Origin of the sequence: Pseudoalteromonas translucida KMM 520 (assembly GCF_001465295.1) — a bacterium.
In the GTDB taxonomy this organism is placed as follows: Bacteria; Pseudomonadota; Gammaproteobacteria; order Enterobacterales; family Alteromonadaceae; genus Pseudoalteromonas; species Pseudoalteromonas translucida.
Genome location: NZ_CP011034.1, coordinates 2,480,591 through 2,503,335 on the forward strand (window position 1 = coordinate 2,480,591; position 22,745 = coordinate 2,503,335).

Consider the following 22,745-nt stretch of genomic DNA (forward strand, 5'->3'; position numbering starts at 1 on the left):
GCTAAAGCAAAAATATATAAGGCCATTACAACAATACTTAAAGTTAGGAAGTAAATATGAGTTCAGCTCCAGATAGTGGTTGGTTTGGCCACCCTAAAGGACTTTCAACCTTGTTCTTCACCGAAATGTGGGAACGAATGAGTTATTACGGTATGCGAGCTATGCTCGTATTATTCATGACAGCAAGTTTACAACAAGAAGGCTTAGCCTTTACCGTTGCTTCAGCTGCTGCTATTTATGGTCTATACACAGGCGCAGTATACTTTTTAGGCTTACCAGGTGGTTGGCTAGCTGATAGATTATTCGGCGGTCAAAAAGCTGTTTGGTATGGCGGTATTATTATTATGTGTGGCCATATTATTTTGGCTATTCCACATGATTATTCATTTTTTATTGGTTTAATTTTTGTAGCAACGGGTACTGGTTTACTAAAACCAAATATCAGCGCTATGGTTGGACAACTATACAGTGATGCAGATGAACGTCGTGATGGCGGGTATGCTATTTACTACATGGGTATTAACTTAGGTTCATTAATTGGTTACTACGTTTGTGGTTACTTTATGGAAAATCTAGGTTGGCACTGGGCGTTTGGTGCTGCAGCTGTTGGTATGGCTATTGGTTTAGTGCAATACAAGCGCTCACTTAAAAACTTACCTGAGCATAGTGCTCTACCAGCTAATCCATTAGGTCCTAAGGGTACTGCTCGCGCATGGGGCAGTATTGCTATATTTATCATTATAGCGGCTGCAATCACTACCGCCGCTATGACTGGCGCTATAATTATTAATCCAACGGTAGTTGCAGGTTATACTGCGATTGCATTCACTATTATTTTCTTTGTTTATTTTGGTCTTATCTACTTTAAAGGTAAGTTAACCGATGCTGAGAAACAAAGAATGTGGGCACTGTTTTTAGTATGTATAGCTTCTGCCTGTTTTTGGTCTGGCTTTGAGCAAGCAGGTTCATCATTAAACTTATTTGCACGTGATTATACTGACCGTCTTATTGGTACTTTTGAAATCCCTACAACTTGGTTTCAGTCATTAAACTCGCTGTTTATTATTGCGCTATCACCATTTTTTGCAGCGCTTTGGATCAATATGTCAAAGCGTCTTGTTTCACCATCTTATAGTGCAAAATGTGCTGTTGGTTTAATTATAATGGCAACTGGTTTCTTAGTTATGTTTATGGCAGCGCATTATGCCGCTGAAGGCCTAAAAGTAGCACCTTACTGGCTTGTTACTACCTACTTTTTACACACTGTGGGTGAGCTTTGTTTGAGCCCTGTAGCATTAAGTGCTGTAAGTAAGTTATCGCCTCGCCGCTACACAGGCCAAATGATGGGCGTATTTGTATTAACTTATTCTATCGGTAATATCATTGCAGGATTACTTGCTGGTAACTTCGATCCTAATAATGTTGATGAAATACCTAACTTATACCTACAAATAGCATTATTTAGTATTGGTGTTGGTGTTATTTTAGTACTAATGACCTTTAAATCTAAAGTGTGGGAAAGACAGGGACTAAGCGAGGAAGCCTAGTAATTAAAGTATTAAATTAAAATATTTTTAATTTAATACTTATTACCCTGCTCTTAATCACTTCCCCATAGCAGTATGGGGAAGTTTCCTCTTGGTAATCTTTTATTGCTTAGTTGTTAACTGGTATTATATAGCCAATTGATTACTGATTAGACTTTTAGGGATAGTGGGTAGATGCAATTGTTCACTTTATATAAAGTAATTTTAGCTGTTTTTTTCATTGGTTTTTTATCTGCTTGTGGTGGCGCTGGCGATCAAGTTACTCCTAATCCTAATAACCCTTCCACTCCCCAAGCTAACGTATTACTTATTACTGGTGCAGGTTTATCTGCCACTATTAACGATAACTTTAAAATTGAAATACCTGCCAATAGTGTTAACTCTGATACAGAGCTTACCTATATTACTGTTGAGCAAGACGAAACATCGCAGAATCAAAATATTATTGCTAATCTACATAGCTTAACGCCTGCCAAACTTTCGCTGAATAATCCTTTTACAATTTCCTTAAAAATCCCTGACAATTACGCATTAGGCGGCCAACTTTATATTGCCCGTTTAAACGCTACAACTTGGGAGACTATAGAGAACTCTCGTGTTTTAAATGGTTTTGTTACCGCTCAAGTTAATCAGTTAGGCACATATGCCATAAAAATGCAGCGTAAAGAACGCACTGCCAGTATAGGCCCTACCTGTGATGTAAACAGCACTGAGCAATCTATTCGCTTTGTACATATTGCCGACTTACATGCTCGATTTGGTTATCAAGAGCAATTTTTTAGCCGAATTAAGGCATACCATAAAAAAGCTTTAAGCGAATCATCTCACACTTTATTTACCGATGGCGGGGATGATTACGAAAAAGGCACTGTAGCTGAGCAAATATCACAAGGTTTAGCGACCGATGAAGCCGTAAAAGCAATGAAGTTCGACCTTCGTGTAATAGGTAACCATGACTATGCTTGGGGGCCTGAAAAATTATTAGGCTTTTCAAAGGATGATAATGCCATCGTACTTGCCAGTAATACACGCTATGAAGGCGAACAAACACAAGATTTTGCAGCAGTAGGTTTTGCTAAAGTACAAGTAGGCTGCATTACACTCGGCGTATTTGGTATGACATCGGTCCCGTGGAACGAGCTAGATAAACCACTACAAGATGACCCTATTCCTGATTTTATCAAACAATTTAAAATGAGCTGGCAATGGCAACAAATAGCACAAAGTATTGTTAGCCAGTATAGCGATAAAGTAGATTATATGGTGATGTTAAGCCATTTAGGTGAAGCTCTTGATACTAGAATCGCGCAAAATGTGAGTGGTATTGATTTGGTTTTAGGCGGTCATACCCATGGCGGCGAGAGCTTTAATACCCTTGATAATGGCGCTATTGTTATTCAGCCTAACTTTTACGCTAAGGGCATAACCGACTTAAACTTAACGTTCGACACCAGTAATAAAACGCTCAAAAATGTTGACTACAAAACAGTAAAAACCGACACCATTACTGAGCGAGACACAAACACACAACAAGCCATCGACACAATTATGGGCCGTTATGCTCCCGATGCACAAACTGAAATTGCAATATCAGAAAACTACTTAAATGCAATGCAATTAGCAGCAGTAACCGCCGCAGCTGCTCAGCACTCAAGCAGCACTATTTCAGCAGCCTTACTCAACCCTGAGTTAGTGCAAAAACGTTGGACTCCTGGTGCCCTAACACAAGAGGACTTTCATAAAGCTTACTACGTAGAAAGGCAACCATCTAACACCCCAGGCTTTAACTCTTTATATAAAGTCACGGTTAGCGGCAATGATTTAAATACTATGTTAGCCAATCAACCTGATTGGTTTTTATTAGCCCCTGAAAATATTCAAGCAGCAAATAACTACAGTGTCGCACTTTTTAAAGGGGCAGCTCTTAATCCTGATTTATTTTTTAATGGGGTTACTTTTAATGATGTAGCACCGATAGCCGAAGCTTGGTGGCTTCTGGATCAATACGCACGTCATAGAACCACTCAATGCTTGCATATTGATACAAATACGCCACTCAATGCTTGCCAAGACATTGCTAATATTACTGTCTGGAACTTTGATGATGTTAGCGATCCGCTTAAAGCCGACTTAGGCCCATCAATTCTTAGTTACTTTGATCCTGACAATAAAGGCTGGGGTCCTAAAAAAACCACCTTTGCTAGTACTAGCGCATTTAATATTAGTGATTTAGCTGATGGCGAATCAACTGTAATGGCATTTACCGATCACTCTCCTAACGAAGGGCTAAAGATTGAGTTAAATACCGCGCCAAATGGAGATTTTGCAAACCAAGGAATGGTGTCTGACTACACTATAGTGATGGACATTTATTGGCCTTTTGCAGCAAAAGAAATATACAGAGCACTAATTCAAACCGATGCAACAAATGATTTGAATAACGACGCCGACATATTTATTAATCCTATTGGTGGGTTAGGTGCATCAACCAGCGACAGTGGTTATTTTGGCACATCTGAGCCTGATACCTGGCACCGCATAGCTTTTGTATTTTATACCGCACCAAGCAATGGCGTATTTGAAGTGTATATTGATGGTGAATTTGCGGGTGTTAAAAGAGACGGTGAAATAGGTAAACGCTGGGCACTCGATCAAGCCGTATTATTATTAACCGATAATAACTACGAAACCGAACCGGGTTATTTAAACGCACTGCTTTATGCTGGTCGCGCAATGACTCGCAGTGAAATAAAAAGTATGGGTAACGCGCAACAAAAGCTGACTTTTAAGCAAACAACCCGAGAGCTCAATCAAAGTGTTGAACGCCATTACCAACTTGCGCCCGCAATAAAACCTAATTTATGGTTAGAGCAACGTAGCAAGTTCTTTAACAATAGCAAACCGTAAACAATTAAATACAAAAAACCTTATTTTTACTAGGGTAAAAAAAGAGATTTAAGTTAGCTTAAATCTCTTTAAAAATAAACAAACTACAATAAAATCAATAGCTAAAACTTAAACTACCGCACTTATTGAAACGTTTTTATACATAAGCGTATTTAAAGCACACAGCAAAAAAGTAACTTACTGCTAACCGTCCTATAAAATTTACACACGCGCTGTTTACTAAATAACAACGCCCTCTTCCCCAAAGTACAAATTTAGTTAATCATCTACAGCAATACGACAACAAATAATCGCAGTGCTTAATTGCGGGAGTAATGATAATGAGTGAAGTAAATAACCCTTTAGGTTTAGTTGGTATCGAATTTACCGAATATGCAACACCTGATGCAGATTACATGGATAAAGTATTTACCGACTTTGGCTTTTCAAAGCTAAAAAAATTCAAAGGTAAAGACATTGTTTATTACAATCAAAACGATATTCATTTTTTATTAAATAACGAGCGTGATGGCTTTTCGGCACAGTTTGCTAAAGATCATGGCCCGGCTATTTGTTCTATGGGTTGGCGAGTAGAGAATGCGCAAAAAGCATTTGAAGCAGCGGTAGAGCGCGGTGCAAAACCAGCAACCGACTCGGCAAATAAAGATTTACCTTACCCTGCAATTTATGGCATTGGCGACAGCTTAATTTACTTTATTGAGCAATTTGGCGAAAAAGGCTCTATTTACGCACAAGACTTTGAAGATTTAGCCGAGCAGAACGTAGTTGACGATAAAGGCTTTATTCGCATCGACCATTTAACTAATAATGTTTATAAAGGCACCATGGAAAAATGGGCTAACTTTTATAAAGATGTATTTGGTTTTACAGAGGTTCGTTACTTCGATATTAAAGGCCAAAAAACAGCGTTAATTTCGTATGCGCTTAAATCGCCTTGTGGCACCTTCTCTATTCCTATTAACGAAGGTAAAGGCAACGATAATAACCAAATCGATGAATACCTTGGTGAATACAATGGCCCTGGCGTACAGCATTTAGCATTTTTAACTGACGACCTAGTAAGCTCACTTGATAAGCTTGATAAGTCGACTATTGCAACTTTGGATATTATTCCTGAGTACTACGATACTATTTTTGACCGTGTACCTTGGGTTGCTGAAGATAAAGAAAAAATTCGTGAGCATCAAATTCTAGTAGATAGCCAAAGTGAAAACTGTTATTTACTACAAATTTTCTCTAAAAACCTATTTGGTCCTATTTTTATTGAAATGATTCAGCGAGTTGACGATGGTGGCTTTGGTGAAGGTAACTTCCAAGCACTATTTGAATCAATTGAACGCGACCAAGAGCGCCGCGGCGTTTTATAAGTAGTTAGTATTTATATTTTAAAAGCAGCGTAACTCGCTGCTTTTTGTCGTTTTACGCTGATATTGAGTAACAATTCTACTCTGTCTGTTTAAATCGTGCTATTCATCACCATATAAGCTGTTAATAATAGATGTTTTTAATCTTTATATGCTTATTTAATAAATTGATATTTATACTGATTAGCACGACCAACTAAACCAAAGGAAATGTAATGAGTTTAATTAACGAAACCCATGATATAAATTTAACAAGCTGGGTAGCCTCTGCAAATGTTGCAGATTGTGACTTCCCTATTCAAAATCTACCTTTTGCTGAAGTTCGTCGTAAAAATAGCAACGAAGCATTTCGTGGCGCTGTCGCTATTGGCGATCAGGTTATCGATTTAGCAAAACTAAATGAACTCGCTATTTTCAGTGGTGATGCGCAAACAGCCATTGCTGCAGCAAGTAACACCACGTTAAATGAATTTATGAGCCTTGGTCAGCAATATTGGTCAGCACTGCGTTTAGCATTATCTAAAGCGCTGCGTGAAGGCTCTGAGCATCAGGATAAATTAAGCGAAGCGCTTATTGCACAGGCTGATATTGAATTTGCATTGCCGTGTCGCATTGGTGATTACACCGACTTTTATACCTCTATTTACCATGCAACCGCTGTGGGTAGCTTGTTTCGCCCAGACAACCCATTACTACCTAACTATAAATGGGTACCTATTGGTTATCATGGTCGCTCATCATCTATTGGTGTATCGGGCCAACAATTTCATCGCCCTAAAGGCCAAACCAAAGCGCCAGATGCTGAAGTACCATCGTTTGGGCCGTGTAAACGCCTTGATTATGAACTAGAAGTAGGTATTTACTTAGGTAAAGGTAACGCATTAGGCGATGCTATAGCGATTGAAAATGCTGAAAACCATGTATTTGGCTTTTGTGTATTTAACGATTGGTCAGCACGTGATTTACAAGCGTGGGAATATCAGCCGTTAGGGCCGTTTTTAGCTAAAAACTTTGCATCAACGGTATCACCTTGGATAGTGACAACTGAAGCGCTAGCACCATTTAGAGCGAGCTGGACGCGTGATGAAAACGATCCACAACCATTGGATTATTTAGAATCTAAAGCGAACCGTGAACAAGGCGCGTTTGATATTCAAATGGATGTAAAAATTCAAACTCAGCAAATGCGTGATGAAGGTCATACACCAACGCGTGTATCAACCTCAAGTTTTAAGCACTCATACTGGACAGTGGCGCAAATGGTAACGCACCACACTGTGAATGGCTGTAACTTTATGCCAGGCGATATGCTGGGCTCGGGCACGCAATCAGGCCCAACCCATGAAGAAGCAGGCTCGTTACTTGAGCTTTCTCGTGGTGGTAAAGAAAAAATCACGCTGAGCAATGGTCAACAACGTAGCTTTTTAGAAGATGGCGATAACGTTATTATGCGTGGCTGGTGTGAAAAAGAAGGTTACGCACGTATTGGTTTTGGCTGTGTAGAGAGTACTGTACTCGCTGCAAAATAATTTAAATAATAAATTATTTTGCTAAAAAGGATGGCATTTATTGCCGTCCTTTTTTATTAATTCAGTCACAGTTACAATTTTTTTCTAGCTTTTTAAACTCAAATTGCTATCTTAGCTTGGTTAATAGCCAGTATTTATGTGTCATGCCTATATTTATAAAGTCTTTTTTTGAACAGTTTTTTCCCTCTCGTCAACTACTTATCCGCCAAAATGGTGAAGTTAAGCATGTAGTTTTGGCGCCTTGGCTGCAAGTTTTTATCGTATTACTTGTATTAGTTACGCTTAGCTGGGTAAGTATTTCAAGCTTTCGGGTTTACTCACAAACTACAAAAATATCAGATATTGAGCAAACTCAACTCGATGAGCAAAAACAATGGCAACAGCAAGTCAATGAGCAAAAAACACGCCATGACGAACAAATAACACAGTTAGCCGAGCTTGAACAAAAACAAGCTTTACTACAAAGTATGATCGAATCTCTACCGGTTTCTCTTAGTAAAGATGTTATAAAGCTGGGTGACGAACTTGAATCTCCTATTGAAGCAGAGCAAAGCGAGTTTCATGAACCTTTAGTCGATGACAGCGCTCAAAGTAAACAGGTGCAAAATATACCCCCTACTACATTCGCTGCTCGCTATGCACAGCTAAACCAGTACTACGAGCAAAACTTTTTACTGCTTGAAAGTCAAATAAACCAACGCCACGACGCCATTTTAGCCATGCTTAAAGGTGCAGGATTAGAGTCGGCATTAGCGCAACATTTAGCATTAAGCGAGCAAACAACCGCTCAGGGTGGCCCGTTAGATGTATTCGATGAAGCAAAAATTCCTGCCACATTTTTAGCTATTGCCGATAAGTTATTAGTACTTAATAACCTAGAAAACTTTTTAACTGAACTGCCAAATACTTTACCGCTGCAAGCTGCAAAGTATTATATTTCGAGCAATTTTGGACTGCGAAAAGATCCAATGAATAGTCGCCGCGCCTTTCATAAGGGCGTTGATTTAGCCGGCTGGCACAAAACTGAAATATTCGCTCCTGCCGACGGCACTGTACTACGCGCTGGACGCAATGGCGGTTATGGTAACTTTATAGAAATTGAACATAAAAATGGCTTGGTAACACGTTTTGGTCATTTAAATAAAGTTAATGTAAAAAAAGGCCAAGCAGTCACTAAGCACGATGTAATTGGCTTAATGGGTAGCACTGGCAGAAGTACCAGTACTCACTTACATTATGAAGTGCTCATTGATGGCAAGCATGTCAACCCTCTTAAAATAACAAAGGCGCTCTCTCGTGTTTGGTAAAAAAAAGCAAGTAACAAATAACGCTTCATTAAAACGCGTTAATCACGCTCCTTCTATTATTTCAGAAGATATGCGCCTTACTGGGTCAATAATAAGCCAAGGTGAAGTACAACTTGATGGCCGCATTGATGGCGACATTAAAGCTACTCATTTAGTAATTGGCACTACAGGCGTAGTTGAGGGTGTTGTAGAAGCGACAAGCGTGATTGTTAAGGGCAAAATAATTGGCTCATTGAATGCCAGTGAAGTTAACATTAAAAATAACGCCCATGTACATGGTGATATTTTTCACGATACGCTTAGCATAGAAGCTGGTGCAATTATTGAAGGTAATTTAAAACAGCGCTTTGAAAAAGAAAACTTAACACTAGTCAATGATGAATCAAAGCCGGTGAGCGATGTAAAACCATTAATTAACGAGGACGATATCGGCTTGTCATTCGTAAATAAACAAGCCTCTAATAAAAGCTAGTTACTTTTTAGCTGTTATGTACATAGTAATATCTGCAGTGAATACTAGCTCATTGCGGGTATTATATAATTTTACTGGCACCACTAAGTCTTCTTTATCTAGCCACTGGTGCGGTAAATCAATCTCTGCAATAGCGGTTACATCGGTATCTACTTTAGCTAAATACCGTACCGTCATACCTTTTGGGATCCAACGGTGAGTTTTAACCGGTACCGTGGCATCCACCATCACTCCAGCACATAACTCGGCCAAATTACATTGCGCTATTGCATGTATTGTACCTATATGATTATGAACTCTACGACGGTTTTTAACCCGCGCACTACAATGCCCTGCTTTTAAATTAAGTATGTAGGGTTTCATCGAGCCAAAGTATGGCGCTTTAAAACAGACTATTTTTGTAAATAACCAATGCCCAAAGGGTAGCTTTTTAACAATACGCCATGCTGTTAAAACTGAAGATTTATTGCTCATTATTATTTTCCATCGTTTATTCTTTTGCAAAAATAACACATCAGACCAGTTTGAGATAGTGTCTTTAAAACCCCTTTTAGCTATTTAACATGAATCCTGGTTAAGAGATTTACTAACGTACTGAATCATAAATTTATTTTCTCTAGCAAGAGGTTTCTGTGACAACAAGGCTAATTTACGCGTCAATAGCTGGCCTATTACAAGTAAATTCAACGCAGTTAACGCTGAAAATAGCTGCTTCAGATAGATTTATTATCCAGAGTTAAGGTTATTTAAATTAAAAAGTATCAATGTCGACGATACTAAGGGTCATAAGCCCTTTCTTTTTTATTAGTCCCCCCCTAAAATACGCGACAAAAGGAGAACTAATGCAAACACAGCCCGCTAAACCAAACTTAACTTTATTACTTATATTAGCGTTACTCGTTATTTTTTGCCCTATGGCTATTGATATTTACTTACCTGCATTTCCAACTATTGCTGAGCAATTTTCTGTTTCAGAACAGCAAGTACAACAAAGTGTTGCTATTTTTATGCTCACTGTAGGCTTAGGGCAATTAATTGCAGGCCCTCTTGCTGATAAGTTTGGTCGTAAACCGGTCGCTGTCATTGGTATTAGCCTGTATGCGGGCTCTGCCTTGTTAGCCTATTATGCTCCTTCATTTAATATATTACTGCTCGCGCGTGCTTTACAAGGATTAGGAGCATGTGCCACTTTTGTGGTTGCTTTTGCCATAGTACGTGACAAATACGGTGCACAGCGAAGTGGGCAAATGATCACTTATTTAAATGGTATTATTTGTTTTATTCCAGCATTAGCACCCATTTTAGGGGCATGGTTAACCGTGCAGTTTGGCTGGCGGATGAATTTTTTATTTTTAACTTTTTTTGCCATTTTTGGCTTAGTTATAACCTTATTATTTTTTAAAGAAACGCGCCCAGCAGACAGCCATTATCAAGGCCATATTTTAGATCTGCGTCGTTTTATACCCATTATTAGCACTCCCATATTTTTATTTAATAGCTTACTTTGTATGGTCGCAATGTCGGCAATACTGGTGTATGTAACACTTGCGCCGGGCTGGTTAATTACTCACTTAGGCGGCACTGTTGCTGACTTTACCTTTTGGTTTACACTCAATGCGGTATGTAGCATTGTGGCGAGCTTTATAGCGCCTATGTATATTAAAAATAATAGCCAGCGTGCTTTGCGTCTTGGGGTTGGCTTATTGATTTTTTCGGGGGTATTAATGCTGGCGCTTAGCACTATACAAACCGCGCTAGCACTTATGTTACCTATGCTTATTGCTGCACTTGGTTTTGCTTTAAGTTTAGGCTCAGCAGCTGGTATGGCACTTTCTCGCTTTGCAAAACAAGCCGGAACCGCTTCAGCGTTACTTGGCGCAATGCAAATGAGTGGTGCGAGTATATTAGTGTTTGCAACACAGTTTTTAGGGTTAACTACACCGTGGCTAATAGCCTTTCATTTACTATTATTACTTCCTCTTTGGCTTATTTTAATAAGTAAAAAAGGACATGCTTTACACCCAACTCAAGGCTGATCATGATAAACCCTGATTTTTTAGTTTCTTTTTTACTGGCTAGCTTTTTAATTGCGGTGGCCCCTGGGCCTTCTAATGCCTTTTTAATGGCGCAAACCTTTGCTAATGGGCGTACGGCAGGAATGCAAAGTGCGTTTGGTTTTGCTCTCGGTGGAGTAGTACATACATTTTTTGCTGTTGTTGGCTTAACCGCCATACTTAAGGCCTCAGAAGTAGCTTATAGTGCTGTGCAATATGCAGGCGCTGCTTATTTGTGCTACTTAGGGATAATGATGCTTAAAAGCACTTTTATAAAAGAGCCTATTGAGCAAACAGACAAACCACATATAACTACGAAGAAAAATAAAAATGTAATGTTTCAAGCCATGATGACCGAAGTACTTAACCCTAAAGTGGCGTTATTTTTTATCGCGTTTATTCCACAATTTGTTGATCCAACACTTTCCTCTGCTACCTTCCAGCTCGCCTTTTTTGGTTTGTTGTATCCACTTTTTGCTTTTCCGATTGATTGCACTTATATTTATTTTGGCGATAAAATTGCGCGCTTTTTTAGAGATAACCCAAATAGTCAAACTTGGATAGATAGGATCACCGGCATTGTTTTCATTGCCCTTGCTATTAACTTATTACTTTAACAATAAAAAGAATTTTTTATGGACCAAAAAATACAATCGCTACCGGCTAAAAAAAATATTGCACTAGTAGCGCACGATGGTAAAAAAGCGGCTTTAAAATTATGGTGTATAAAACACCTAAATGCACTAAGCGAGCATACATTATATGCCACAGGCACCACAGGGCATTTAATCAATAAAACCACAGGGCTAGATGTGATTCAATTGCTTAGCGGCCCAATGGGCGGCGATCAGCAATTAGGGGCGAAAATTGCTGAGCATGAAATACATATGCTGGTATTTTTTTGGGATCCGCTGGCATCGCAACCCCACGACCCAGATGTAAAAGCGCTGCTGCGTTTAGCGGCAGTGTGGAATATACCGGTTGCCTGTAATGAAGTAAGTGCTGATATGCTGCTAAGCTCGCCATTAATGAATGTTGAGCTTGAGCGCACCTTGCCAGATTACGAAAAGTATTTAGCAACCCGACAAATAGATATTTAATATTTAATGGCTTAGCTGTAAAGCATGCTAGCCCACTTAGTTAAGCCGGCGGTTACACTACCAAAGTGATCGCCGTTAACCATTTTAATATCACCTAAATGTTGGCTAAGCGCCGCTTTAATAAGAGGCGACTGTGCACTACCACCGGTTAAATAAATAACATCGGGCGTAGTATCTGCATCATTTATAGCTTGCTTCGCTAAAGTGACTATTTGGCTAATGCTATCATCTACCGCTAAGGCTAAATCACTGACTGAAACATCTTTACTTAATGACGCATCTAAAAAGCTAAGATCACAGTTATAATTAGTGGCTGAAGTTAGTGCTATTTTAGCAGCCTCAGCTTGTTGTACTAATTGATGCCCTTGCCTATTTTGCTGCAAATATATTAATCGTTTAAATAGCTCTGGCGCGCTCACATCGCGCAATTGTGCGCTAAGTTCTCTATGATGGTTTGCACTATAAAATTGGCTTTGTAAGTTTACATCGTTAATTTTACAGGCTTGCCAAAAAGCTTGATTAGGTAAAGGTAGCCCTGATTTAAACGTACTGCCTAAGCCTAAAAGCGGCATTAAGCCATAGTAACTTAAAGCTATGTCTAAATCGTTTCCACCAATACGCTTACCACTGTGAGCTAAAAAGTCAGCGTCACGGTCACTTTTATCCCGAAAGCTTGGCCCCATTTGCACAAACGAGCAATCGCTGGTACCGCCACCAATATCGATAACCAGTACTTTTTGATTTTGTGTTAAGTGGCTCTCGTAATCAATACCGGCAGCCAGTGGCTCATATAAAAATGCGACTTCTTTAAAGCCGGCGCGTTTTGCAGCGCGCTCTAAAATACCAATTGCTTGCTGATTTGACTCCTCACCGCCTACCGCCTGAAAGTTAACCGGACGACCAATAACGGTTTGGGTTAACGTTTTGCTTAGTGATTGCTCTGCACGTTGTTTTATTTTTAAAATCATTGCGGTGGCAATGTCTTCAAAAAAGTTAATTTGTCCTTGTTTTAAACCCGTAGCGCCAAAAAATGATTTTGGTGATTTAACAAAATAACCCTCTTCAGGAAATTGCACATACTCGCTAATTGCTTCGCGACCAACAAATAAGGTTTCGTCTGTGGGGTGTAAATCTAAGTCAGATTTAATTCGTGGTAATGAATTTAGCAGTGCTTGGCGCTGAGTTTTAAACGCAAGCTCATCGCTGCTACCTTGTAAATGCTTGGCAACATAGTCAACCACCAACGCACTATGGTGGGTATAAAGTGTTGAAGGTAGGTAATGTTTTCCTTGCTCTAACGGCACTAATTGAACGTTACCCTCGTCCATTACACCCATAGCACAATTAGAACTACCATAATCAAAACCAACAAACATATATCACCATACATCACTAAAAAGGCCGCGCAATTTAGCATACCTAGCAATAAATATATACTCATATAGGGCTGAATAATTGTTAGGGTGACTCTCTCACACGTAAAAAACTAGCAAAACGAGGTAAGCCATTTTTTGTTAAACCATGGAATCGATAAGTAATGGTGCTACCCAATGCTGGCGGGCTTTCGCGCTCGGCATCGCTAAATCCGGTGCCAATTGAAAACAGTTGCCCTTGCGGTGTTTTTACTCTTAACGATCCTAACATGCCTTGGTATTTACCTTTACCCGGCAGGTATGCAATCACTACTGCTTCTGCATCTAAGTAGGGCTTTAATTTTAATAGCGCATCGCTGCGCCCATCGGCATGTTTAGCGCTTGCTAAATGCAGCATAACGCCTTCGCCACCTTGCGCTGTTATATTTTTAAAATAGTCAGTTAATAATTGATTATTAATAAACTGATGCTGCTTAACAGCTTTTATATGAGGTGAATTTAAACCCGTAACAAGGCGGCTGTAATTGTTGTAGCGCTGGCTAAAAGGCACGTTTGCATCTGGCATATCAAATACTTGATACGTAATACTTTGCCAATCATGATTGTTAGGGATTTTAGTGCGCACAATGCCACTGAGCACCGCAAAGTGCTGATGCTTAGTCCACAGTTCACCATCAAGCCATACTTTTGGTAAGGGCGCTGTAAACCATTCTGGCGCGTTTATTATATTACCTTGTCGAGTGACAAACTGTTCGCCTGACCAAATAGCCCTTACACCATCAAACTTTTCGCTGACTAAATAGTTACTTACATCACTGTGCTTAGTTTCATCATACACTTTAGCAAGCAGCACCTTGGGCAATGTAGCACTCACAATAGAGCTAAAAAATACTGCTGTGATTAAGGTAATTAATTTAATATAAAACATCAGCGCGTCCAAGCCAGGTAATGTGGTTTAAACTATAGTTGAGATTGTAGCCATTGCCAAAACTCTTGCAGATCATCCATACGATAACTGGCTTGGCTAAAGTCATGGTTTTGCGTATGGTTATTAGCAATCGCCACAACACTTACAGCGGCGTTGTTTGCTGCAGTTACTCCGGTAAAGGTATCCTCTACTGCTATGGCATGTTTAGCAGCTACATTTATCTGCTTGAGTGCTAATAAGTAAGGATCTCCGGCCGGCTTTGGATTAATAACATCATCTTTAGTGACTACTGCGTCAAATAGGTCATAAAAGCCAAGCCCCTTTAATATTGGCTCTGCTTCGTGGCGAGCGCTGCCTGTTACTAACGCCATTTTTAAGCCGCTGCTTTTAACCGCTGTTAATACTTGCTCTGCAAAAGGCATTAGTGCTGGTAAATTGGTTTTTACATATTGTGCAAATAAACGGTATTTTTCATCTGCTAAATAGTCACTGCTAACCGATAAGTTATGCTGTTGCTTTATTTCACTTGCAGCTTCGAGCGTTGGCCGCCCCGAAAAACGCTGACAAAACTCACCCTCTTCGTAGTTTACATTAAATGGCGCAAGTACCTGGCTCCAACATGCAAAGTGCATCCTTTCAGAATCGACTAACGTGCCATCCATATCAAATAATACCGCTTTTAAAGTCATTTTTATTCCTTATCACAGCGCTAAAAAAGACGCCTAAGCGCCTTTAACATGTTTATTAGTTACTCTGTTAAACCCGCCGGTGGCTCACCAGCGGCTTCTTCACCTGTTTCAACATCAACCAACTCATAACCACGTGCTTTACGCGCCACTTTTAAAACTGGCTTTTCAAACGCTGTTTTTAATCGCTCAGAATCAGCTTTTAATTCATCAAGCGATGTACCAAAAGGAGCCGCACCGGTTTCAGACCAATTAGTTACTTTACCATTAAGATTATATTCTACTTCATGTATTTGATACTGCGCTGCTTCATCTTTTGTGGCTTCACAAAAAATCACTCGGTAGTTCCAAAATCCAGCCATTTTTTATCTCTTTATTTAGCAAATCAATTAACGTTACTTTAGCAGTAATACTAATGAATATAAACGAAAAAGCCCGCTATAAAAGCGGGCTTTGTAGTATTTTTGCTATTAGTGTTTAAGCTTAAAAGAAGTTAACTTTAAACTCTACACCAACGTAACGCTCTTCATTAACCATTACAGTATTATTGTTGAAGTCTACGCCACCAATAGATTGTTGCTCGTCAAATAAGTTACGCACAAATGCTGACACTTGGTATTCATAGTCGCCATCTGCCCATGCGTAACCGGCACGTAAGCCAGTTTCAACAAGCGGCTTACCTTCAAACTCAACAGATTCATATAAGAAAAAGTTAATTTTGCTACGATAAGAAACGTCACCATAAGCAAAGAATTCACCATCAGCTAGCTCTTTGGTATAACGTAATGTGAAGTTAGAAATCCACTCTGGAGCATGCGGTAAGCTGTTGCCATTTAATATAGCAAGACCTGAACCATTGATAGGGTCAGTTACCGTACATTGTGCACACACAGCTACAGCTAAATCGTTATCTTTAAGCTCAGTTTTGTTATAGCTTAAGTTAAAGGTAGCATTTAGTTCATCACTTAACACCCACTCAGAATCCAGCTCAAAACCATAACCTGTGGTTTTATCTGCATTAAGTAAGCGGTTAAAGTTAGCACCACCACCTACAGCAGTTAACTGTTGATCATCCATAGTGTAGTAAAAAATAGTGGCATTCACACGGCCTTGGCCGTCCAATACGTCTGACTTAATACCTGTTTCGTACGATGTTACAGTTTCAGTATCTGCTGTTGTTACATCATTACCAAATAAAATACGCCCTTGCAAGCTAGGTGCACGAAAGCTATTAGCAATACGCGTATACCAGTTTACGTCGTCATTTACTTTATAGCTTGTTGAAATATCCCAGCTAATATGATCATCGCTAACATCGCGGTCTATAAATAACACACCGCCGCCAATTGGGCTCATAGTACGATCTGCAGAAAATTCTTTTTCGTCGTCTGAATAACGCAGACCTGCTGTTACTTTTAAGTCATCCGAAATAGTGTAATCAACTGAGCCAAATACAGCCCATGCTTTAGTATCTTGTTGTTGTCTAACAAAGCCGTTTAACTCGCCCGCAGGTGATGAAAACGTATCATAGCTGAAATTTTCAATTGTCAGCGCTTCATCAAAGTAAAACACACCTACTTGGTAGTTTACATCGCCAGCAAAGTTGCTTGATAAACGTAACTCTTGGGTATACTGATCATGGTCAGGAATACCATCAGCACTTTCTGAAGAAAATGGGATAAAGCCAGGACCTGCAGCGTAACCGCCATCGATATCTGCACGAGAGTATATTTCTGCACTTTCCCACGCCGAAATAGAGGTTAATGTGTGGTTATTAAAATCCCACTCAAGTTTTAAGCTCGCACCTTCTGATTCAACTTGCTGCGTCGCACGTGACGCCGCATCGTGGTAAACCACGTCGTTTTTAAAATCATCAACTAAATCGTTAGTGCCAGGTTTAATTGAGTTTGCGAAAAAGGCAATTGGCTTACCGTCCATATCGCGTACGTGGTAGTTAAATAAACCAGTGAAGTCATCGCCTTCGTATAAAAACTGAATACGGGCTGCTTTATCTGTGTAGCCGCCTAACGCATCTTTTTGTTCAAACCCTGGAGCGCGATTATCAATGTAATCGTCTTTATCTTGCCAAAGTACAGATACACGCGTTGATAAACGGTCAGTTAAACCACCGCCTACCGCACCTTCAAAATCTACAGCGCCACGGCTACCGTAAGATACCGAGCCGTAACCTTCAAATTCTTGGCTTGGTTTTACTGAGTCAAATTTAACAAGGCCCGCAGGCGTGTTACGACCAAACAAAGTACCTTGTGGTCCACGTAGTACTTCTACACGTGAAACGTCAAATACTGGAAAGCCTTTTAAAATAGCGTTTTCTTGTACTACTTCATCTACAACCAATGATACAGGTTGTGATGCGTTTAAATCGAAATCTGTATTACCTAAACCACGTACATAAAAGCGTGGGAATGAACGACCAAATGAAGACTCAATTGATAAACTTGGGATTTTCGCATTCATAAAACGAATATCCATACCAGCAGAGCTGTAAGCATCCAAGCTATCGCCTTGCAGAGCAGAAACAGCTACTGGTACTTCTTGTGCATTTTCTACACGTTTACGAGCAGTAACTTGAATAACTTCTAATTGATTTTTCTTTACCGCTGGCACTTGCTCAGCAGCAATAGTAGAAAATGAAGTGCCTGCTACGGCAGAGAGTAACGCTGCATTTACTAGGGTTGCTAACGTAGATCTTTTCATTGCTTTCATGTCGGGGATTAACCTTTTTAGTGCACTCTTGTTCAACGGTTGATGTGTTGCGCCACTTATAATAGCGGACTCAGGCAATTTTTCGCGATACGCTACGCGGACCTCTTTCTCGAGAGTGCAAAACGAATTAAAGAGGCTGAATGAGTGGTTAATATTATAACACCCTGACGCTCTTTTACTGCATAAAAGAAACATAAAAAAAACAATTTGTGCAAAAAAATACATGTCTTAAAATAATTAAAAATAAACCCTTTAAAAAAGCAAAGCAGCGGACATTTGACCTGTTTCAAATCAAAAATATGCACTAGGGGCTTTCGGGTTTTATATTAAATTTGTTTGACCCTGCGAATAACAATGGCTACCTTATCCGAGCGCTCATACTATTTACTTAAGGATTAAAATGAATCTTACTAATACGCTCACCAAAAACTGGGCGGTACTTTTACTTCGTGGTGTTATAGCCATACTGTTTGGTTTAATAACCTGGTTTGCACCTGAGGCATCGTTGCAAGTTATGTTATTAGTTTTTGCTGGCTACTTTTTATTTGATGGCATATTAAGAGTTTGGGTTGCCATAGCATCAAAAAAATCGAATCCCTTTTGGATGCTATTATTAGTTGGTGGCTTACTTAGTATTATTGCCGCTTTTGTCACTTTACTTGCACCAAACCTTACTGCCTTATTGTTACTTTATTATGTTGCTGCGTGGGCTATTGCAATTGGTGTAGTAGAAATATTTTTAGCCCAAAAGTTACGTAATGAAATTAGTAACGAATGGATTTTAATTATTAGTGGTTTTATTTCTATAATATTTGGACTGTACTTAGTATTTAACCCTGGTGCTGGCATTTTAACCTTGCTTTGGTTAGTTGCTGCATACGCTATAGTATTTGGCGCGCTTATAGTTGGTTTAGCGCTTAAGTTAAAAAAATTAAATCAAAGCCACTAATTAAACTGGCTTAGCACCTAAATGCTAAGCCACTTTTTTATATTTAATGGGTGCTAATTACAGTGGCGTATTTAATTTTTTATCATCAATATGAATAATACGTTGTGGTAAGGCAATTTTAATATTATTTAATTTAAACTGCTTATAAAGACTAAAACGAATATCGCTGCGAACTTGTCGCAACATAGTTTCAGACTCTGCATACACCCAAAAATAAGCGCTAAACATCATGGCGCTTTCTGCAAAATCATCTAACAACACCGCCTTTGGTAAGGTGGGTAATATTGCTGGATGCTCTGCAAGCACTTGTTGCATCAGTTTTTCAACCAATTCAACATCTGAGCCATACATTACGCCAACATTAACCGAGGTTCGTGCATTACGATCAATTAGCGTCCAATTAGTTACTGTATTTTCTAATAGTTGGCTGTTTGGTACAAGCATATGTACGCCATCGTTACGGCGAATACGGGTTGAGCGAGTGTTTATCGTTTCAACTACGCCCTTGGCATTGCCCACCTCTAAAAAATCACCAATACGAATTGGCCGCTCCCACATTAATATCCAACCACTAATAAAGTTATTAATGATATTTTGCGCACCAAAACCAACGCCTATCGCAATAGCACCCGACACAAAAGCAAAAGCTGTAAGCGGTATATTTAACACCTCTAAAGAGGTAAAAATTAAAATTGCGATACTTAAAATAAAATAAATTCGCGTAAATAACAGTACCGCATCAGGGTTCATTTTACGTTTAAGTAATGATTTTTTTATTAACTTACCAATACGTGTAACTACAAACCACATAGTAAATAATATCAATGGGATCTGAATTATCTTTACCACTGTAATTTGCACATCGTTGTAACTAAAAAGTACAAAAGCAAGCATTTGATTTAGTTGTTCTAATGTCATTTATTTTCCAAATAAGTAAGAAGATACCGCTCTATAAACGAGTGTCTAAAATAAAAGTAAAACTGGTTCAGTGTTCGCTAAGTTTAGCACGTCATAATATTAGAGGGATAAAATCAATTTATACAATCAACTAACTCTTTATGGTACTTAGTGCTATATAAATAGTGTACTTGCACTGGAGATAACATTATGACGCAACTAACTTTAGCTCAAAAACTAGCAACCTTGCAGCCGCAGGTTGACCTTAATTTATTTGAAACTAGCCTCGAATATCGTAATAAAATTTTATCTTTGCTTGCTCAACAAGAACAAGCACTAGCCACTATTAATCAAGAATTTGGCCAGCAGCAGCCGGTAAACTTTAGCTCTGATAAAAAATTTGTACTGGGTTACAATTAAAATTGGGATACATTTTCTGCTTATTTACTTAACTAAGTAGCTCAAACGTTTATATTTAGAGCTACTTTTACCCACCTTTACCTCTATTATTCGCTAATTTGCGTTTAAATCCCGCTTAATACCGATAAACATGATTGTATATAACTCTAAATTTGATAAGTTAACTGTGTTTTTCGACTCGCACAGCCTATTTCGGCTAATATTTTTATGGAGTTACTATGCGTAAAACATTGATCGCCACTACTATTGCTAGTGTTTTAGTATTATCTGCCTGTACATCAAACGATTCAAACAACATGGCAAAAGAGAGCGCTACACAAGTGCAAAACATTAATGCAGACAATGTATTGTTCAAATCAAGCCCATTACAATATATGGCACCAGAATTTAATAAGTTCTCTACTAAAGATTACGAAGCTGCATTCGATGCCGGTATTGCTCAGCATAAAGCACAAGTATTAGTAATTGCTAACAACCCTGCCCCAGCTACATTTAAAAATACGTTAGTTGAAATGGAGCTTTCGGGTGAGTTATTAAATCGCGTATCTACCGCATTTTATAACTTATCAGGATTAATTTCTGACAGTGAATATCAACGTATCGATGAGAAAATGGCGCCTGTACTTTCAGCGCATTCAGACGATATTTACTTAAATGGTGCATTATTTAAACGCGTACAAACTATTTACGACAATAAAAGCAAACTAAATGCTGAAGATCAGCGCCTTATTGACTTTTACTATAAACAGTTTGTTAAAGCGGGTGCAAAATTAAACGACGCTGAAAAAGCAAAAATGCGTGAAATTAACTCTGAGCTTGCTAAGCTTTCGACGGCATTTTCGCAAAACGTTTTAAAATCGTTTAAAGAAGACGTAATTGTTGTTACCGATAAAAGTAAATTAGCTGGTCTTTCTGAAGGCGAAATTGCCAGTCTAGCCGATGCTGCTAAAAAAGCGGGCAAAACCGGTTACATGATCACTTTAGTAAACACCACGCAACAGCCAATTTTAAGTAGCCTAGAAAACCGTGACTTACGCGAGCAAGTGTTTACAGCCTCAACTAAGCGTGCGGCTAAAACTAACGGCCCTATTATTATTAAAGAAACCAACCTACGCGCTCAAAAAGCAGAGCTTTTAGGCTATAAAGATTGGGCTTCTTATGTAATGACTTCGCGTATGGCGCAAACCACTGAAAATGTTTACGGCATTTTAGATGACCTTGCACCAAAAGCAGTTGAAAAAGCAAAAATTGAAGCAGCAGCAATTCAAAAAGTAATTAACGATTCTGGCGAAAGTTTTGAACTTAAACCGTGGGATTGGGCTTTTTACGCTGAAAAAGTACGTGCTGAAAAGTACAACCTAGATCCAGCCCTAGTTAAACCTTACTTTGAATTACAATCGGTAATTCATAATGGTTTATTCTTCGCTATGGAAAAACTATACGGTATTACTTTTAAAGAACGTAAAGATCTGCCGGTTTACCACGAAGATGTAACTACCTTTGAAGTATTTAATGCTGATGGCAGTGCAATTGGTTTATTTTACATGGACCCATACGCACGTGAAGGTAAGCGTGGCGGTGCTTGGATGAGTGCATACGTAGGACAAAGTGGTTTAAAAAATACTAAACCTGTTATCTACAACGCGCAAAACATTCCAAAACCAGCAGCAGGTCAGCCTACATTATTAACGTTTGACGAAGTATCTACTTTGTTCCATGAATTTGGTCATGCGGCGCATGGTTTATTCTCAGATGTTAAGTACCCAAGTCTAGCGGGCACAGCAACAGCACGTGACTTTGTTGAGTTTCCTTCTCAAGCAAATGAAGATTGGATGATTGAACCGACTGTATTAGCTAACTACGCTAAGCACTACAAAACAGGTGAGCCAATTCCACAAGACCTGCTTAACAAAATGTTAGAATCACAAAAGTTTAACCAAGGCTTTGGTACTACTGAGTACTTAGCTGCGGCATTGCTTGATATGGAATGGCATTCTTTTGGTTCTGATAAAAAAATAGCTGATGTAGAAGAGTTTGAGCAAAGCGCGCTAGAAAAACATGGTATTGCTTACTACCCTGTACCACCGCGTTATAAATCAAACTACTTTAGCCACACTTTTGCCGGTGGTTACTCTGCAGGTTACTACGCGTACCTTTGGACCGAAGTATTTGCAGCCGACGCCTTTGCCCATATGGAAAATAACGGTGGCTTAACGCGCAAAAATGGCGATAAGTTCCGTAAAGAAATCCTATCTAAAGGTAATAGCCGCGACTTAATGCAAAGCTACATTGAATTTAGAGGTCAAAAACCAACTACCGACGCACTTCTTAAGCGCCGTGGTTTAGTAGACTAATTAGTTAACTAATTAACACATTTTAAAAAGCCCGCTTGCGGGCTTTTTTATTGCCATTAACTTAACCCACTTTTACACCCTTTTAACTCAAAGAAAATACCACTTTAAACAACTATGTTAATCTGAATAAA

The 22,745-nt window shown here is 39.1% G+C and carries 19 protein-coding genes and 1 other annotated feature; of the genes, 12 read left to right on the plus strand and 7 right to left on the minus strand.

All coding sequences use genetic code 11. The annotated features are described in order from the left end of the window. The first annotated feature begins 56 nt into the window (after positions 1-56). The 6 genes from PTRA_RS11440 to PTRA_RS11465 all read left to right on the plus strand — a co-directional run bounded on the left by PTRA_RS11440 (position 57) and on the right by PTRA_RS11465 (position 9,126). Positions 57-1,547, plus strand: a complete 1,491-nt coding sequence (locus tag PTRA_RS11440) for a peptide MFS transporter (protein WP_011328823.1) — start codon at positions 57-59, stop codon at positions 1,545-1,547. A gap of 174 nt (positions 1,548-1,721) precedes the next feature. After that, a complete protein-coding gene (locus tag PTRA_RS11445; RefSeq protein ID WP_058373864.1) occupies positions 1,722-4,454 on the plus strand; it encodes a metallophosphoesterase in 2,733 nt (910 codons plus the stop codon). Between the two features lie 320 nt (positions 4,455-4,774). Next, the gene (hppD, locus tag PTRA_RS11450) at positions 4,775-5,821 is read left to right on the plus strand and encodes a 4-hydroxyphenylpyruvate dioxygenase (RefSeq protein ID WP_011328825.1); all 1,047 of its coding nucleotides are present in this window, start codon (positions 4,775-4,777) and stop codon (positions 5,819-5,821) included. Positions 5,822-6,033: 212 nt separating this feature from the next. Continuing rightward, positions 6,034-7,347 (plus strand): fumarylacetoacetase, encoded by a 1,314-nt coding sequence (gene fahA, locus PTRA_RS11455; RefSeq protein ID WP_058373865.1) that lies wholly within the window; start codon positions 6,034-6,036, stop codon positions 7,345-7,347. 143 nt (positions 7,348-7,490) lie between these two features. Beyond that, positions 7,491-8,654: a M23 family metallopeptidase gene (locus PTRA_RS11460; protein WP_058373866.1), complete on the plus strand. Its 1,164-nt coding sequence runs from the start codon at positions 7,491-7,493 to the stop codon at positions 8,652-8,654. Then, positions 8,644-9,126, plus strand: coding sequence for a bactofilin family protein (locus PTRA_RS11465; protein WP_058373867.1), 483 nt, complete (start codon positions 8,644-8,646; stop codon positions 9,124-9,126). Before PTRA_RS11460 ends, PTRA_RS11465 begins: the two co-directional genes overlap by 11 nt. On the opposite strand, the gene PTRA_RS11470 is transcribed toward PTRA_RS11465, so the two are convergent. Next, the gene (locus tag PTRA_RS11470) at positions 9,127-9,600 is read right to left on the minus strand and encodes a hotdog fold domain-containing protein (protein WP_058373868.1); all 474 of its coding nucleotides are present in this window, start codon (positions 9,598-9,600) and stop codon (positions 9,127-9,129) included. Between the two features lie 368 nt (positions 9,601-9,968). Here PTRA_RS11470 and PTRA_RS11475 point away from each other — a divergent pair, with 368 nt between their 5' ends. Genes PTRA_RS11475 through PTRA_RS11485 form a run of 3 tightly spaced genes read left to right on the plus strand, consistent with a single transcriptional unit; the run spans position 9,969 to position 12,280 of the window. Further along, entirely contained in the window at positions 9,969-11,162 is a 1,194-nt protein-coding gene (locus PTRA_RS11475; RefSeq protein ID WP_058373869.1) for a multidrug effflux MFS transporter, read from the plus strand. 2 nt (positions 11,163-11,164) lie between these two features. Beyond that, complete coding sequence (locus tag PTRA_RS11480) at positions 11,165-11,797, plus strand: LysE family translocator (RefSeq protein WP_058373870.1); 633 nt, start codon at positions 11,165-11,167, stop codon at positions 11,795-11,797. Between the two features lie 18 nt (positions 11,798-11,815). Then, the gene (locus PTRA_RS11485) at positions 11,816-12,280 is read left to right on the plus strand and encodes a methylglyoxal synthase (RefSeq protein ID WP_011328832.1); all 465 of its coding nucleotides are present in this window, start codon (positions 11,816-11,818) and stop codon (positions 12,278-12,280) included. 11 nt (positions 12,281-12,291) lie between these two features. Here the strand turns inward: PTRA_RS11485 and yegD are convergent, their stop codons facing one another. The 5 genes from yegD to PTRA_RS11510 all read right to left on the minus strand — a co-directional run bounded on the left by yegD (position 12,292) and on the right by PTRA_RS11510 (position 17,994). Then, a complete protein-coding gene (gene yegD / locus PTRA_RS11490) occupies positions 12,292-13,656 on the minus strand; it encodes a molecular chaperone (protein WP_058373871.1) in 1,365 nt (454 codons plus the stop codon). An 82-nt stretch (positions 13,657-13,738) separates the two neighbouring features. Next, a complete protein-coding gene (locus tag PTRA_RS11495; protein WP_058373872.1) occupies positions 13,739-14,581 on the minus strand; it encodes a DNA ligase in 843 nt (280 codons plus the stop codon). A gap of 32 nt (positions 14,582-14,613) precedes the next feature. Then, on the minus strand, positions 14,614-15,270 hold the full coding sequence (locus PTRA_RS11500; protein ID WP_058373873.1) for an HAD family hydrolase: 657 nt from the start codon (positions 15,268-15,270) through the stop codon (positions 14,614-14,616). Between the two features lie 59 nt (positions 15,271-15,329). Continuing rightward, a complete protein-coding gene (locus PTRA_RS11505; protein WP_058373874.1) occupies positions 15,330-15,629 on the minus strand; it encodes a hypothetical protein in 300 nt (99 codons plus the stop codon). 63 nt (positions 15,630-15,692) lie between these two features. Continuing rightward, positions 15,693-15,787 (minus strand) — a sequence feature (Trp leader region). Then, positions 15,751-17,994, minus strand: coding sequence for a TonB-dependent receptor (locus PTRA_RS11510; protein WP_058373875.1), 2,244 nt, complete (start codon positions 17,992-17,994; stop codon positions 15,751-15,753). Its footprint overlaps the feature before it by 37 nt. A gap of 400 nt (positions 17,995-18,394) precedes the next feature. Here PTRA_RS11510 and PTRA_RS11515 point away from each other — a divergent pair, with 400 nt between their 5' ends. Continuing rightward, positions 18,395-18,943: an HdeD family acid-resistance protein gene (locus PTRA_RS11515; protein WP_058373876.1), complete on the plus strand. Its 549-nt coding sequence runs from the start codon at positions 18,395-18,397 to the stop codon at positions 18,941-18,943. A 57-nt stretch (positions 18,944-19,000) separates the two neighbouring features. Here the strand turns inward: PTRA_RS11515 and PTRA_RS11520 are convergent, their stop codons facing one another. After that, positions 19,001-19,861, minus strand: a complete 861-nt coding sequence (locus PTRA_RS11520; RefSeq protein ID WP_058373877.1) for a mechanosensitive ion channel family protein — start codon at positions 19,859-19,861, stop codon at positions 19,001-19,003. A gap of 189 nt (positions 19,862-20,050) precedes the next feature. On the opposite strand from PTRA_RS11520, the gene PTRA_RS11525 reads away from it, so the two are divergent. Then, the gene (locus PTRA_RS11525) at positions 20,051-20,260 is read left to right on the plus strand and encodes a hypothetical protein (protein WP_011328840.1); all 210 of its coding nucleotides are present in this window, start codon (positions 20,051-20,053) and stop codon (positions 20,258-20,260) included. Positions 20,261-20,478: 218 nt separating this feature from the next. Beyond that, the gene (locus PTRA_RS11530; protein ID WP_058373878.1) at positions 20,479-22,614 is read left to right on the plus strand and encodes a M3 family metallopeptidase; all 2,136 of its coding nucleotides are present in this window, start codon (positions 20,479-20,481) and stop codon (positions 22,612-22,614) included. Positions 22,615-22,745: the final 131 nt, after the last annotated feature.

What these genes read in the sequence shown, in the direction of transcription:
- PTRA_RS11500 (WP_058373873.1), bottom strand. Translation starts at nt 15,270, where the DNA reads ATGACTTTAAAAGCGGTATTATTTGATATGGATGGCACGTTAGTCGAT.
- fahA (WP_058373865.1), top strand. Translation starts at nt 6,034, where the DNA reads ATGAGTTTAATTAACGAAACCCATGATATAAATTTAACAAGCTGGGTA.
- PTRA_RS11530 (WP_058373878.1), top strand. Translation starts at nt 20,479, where the DNA reads ATGCGTAAAACATTGATCGCCACTACTATTGCTAGTGTTTTAGTATTA.
- PTRA_RS11510 (WP_058373875.1), bottom strand. Translation starts at nt 17,994, where the DNA reads ATGAAAGCAATGAAAAGATCTACGTTAGCAACCCTAGTAAATGCAGCG.
- PTRA_RS11475 (WP_058373869.1), top strand. Translation starts at nt 9,969, where the DNA reads ATGCAAACACAGCCCGCTAAACCAAACTTAACTTTATTACTTATATTA.
- PTRA_RS11525 (WP_011328840.1), top strand. Translation starts at nt 20,051, where the DNA reads ATGACGCAACTAACTTTAGCTCAAAAACTAGCAACCTTGCAGCCGCAG.
- PTRA_RS11440 (WP_011328823.1), top strand. Translation starts at nt 57, where the DNA reads ATGAGTTCAGCTCCAGATAGTGGTTGGTTTGGCCACCCTAAAGGACTT.
- PTRA_RS11460 (WP_058373866.1), top strand. Translation starts at nt 7,491, where the DNA reads ATGCCTATATTTATAAAGTCTTTTTTTGAACAGTTTTTTCCCTCTCGT.
- PTRA_RS11480 (WP_058373870.1), top strand. Translation starts at nt 11,165, where the DNA reads ATGATAAACCCTGATTTTTTAGTTTCTTTTTTACTGGCTAGCTTTTTA.
- yegD (WP_058373871.1), bottom strand. Translation starts at nt 13,656, where the DNA reads ATGTTTGTTGGTTTTGATTATGGTAGTTCTAATTGTGCTATGGGTGTA.
- PTRA_RS11495 (WP_058373872.1), bottom strand. Translation starts at nt 14,581, where the DNA reads ATGTTTTATATTAAATTAATTACCTTAATCACAGCAGTATTTTTTAGC.
- hppD (WP_011328825.1), top strand. Translation starts at nt 4,775, where the DNA reads ATGAGTGAAGTAAATAACCCTTTAGGTTTAGTTGGTATCGAATTTACC.
- PTRA_RS11445 (WP_058373864.1), top strand. Translation starts at nt 1,722, where the DNA reads ATGCAATTGTTCACTTTATATAAAGTAATTTTAGCTGTTTTTTTCATT.
- PTRA_RS11505 (WP_058373874.1), bottom strand. Translation starts at nt 15,629, where the DNA reads ATGGCTGGATTTTGGAACTACCGAGTGATTTTTTGTGAAGCCACAAAA.
- PTRA_RS11485 (WP_011328832.1), top strand. Translation starts at nt 11,816, where the DNA reads ATGGACCAAAAAATACAATCGCTACCGGCTAAAAAAAATATTGCACTA.
- PTRA_RS11470 (WP_058373868.1), bottom strand. Translation starts at nt 9,600, where the DNA reads ATGAGCAATAAATCTTCAGTTTTAACAGCATGGCGTATTGTTAAAAAG.
- PTRA_RS11520 (WP_058373877.1), bottom strand. Translation starts at nt 19,861, where the DNA reads ATGACATTAGAACAACTAAATCAAATGCTTGCTTTTGTACTTTTTAGT.
- PTRA_RS11515 (WP_058373876.1), top strand. Translation starts at nt 18,395, where the DNA reads ATGAATCTTACTAATACGCTCACCAAAAACTGGGCGGTACTTTTACTT.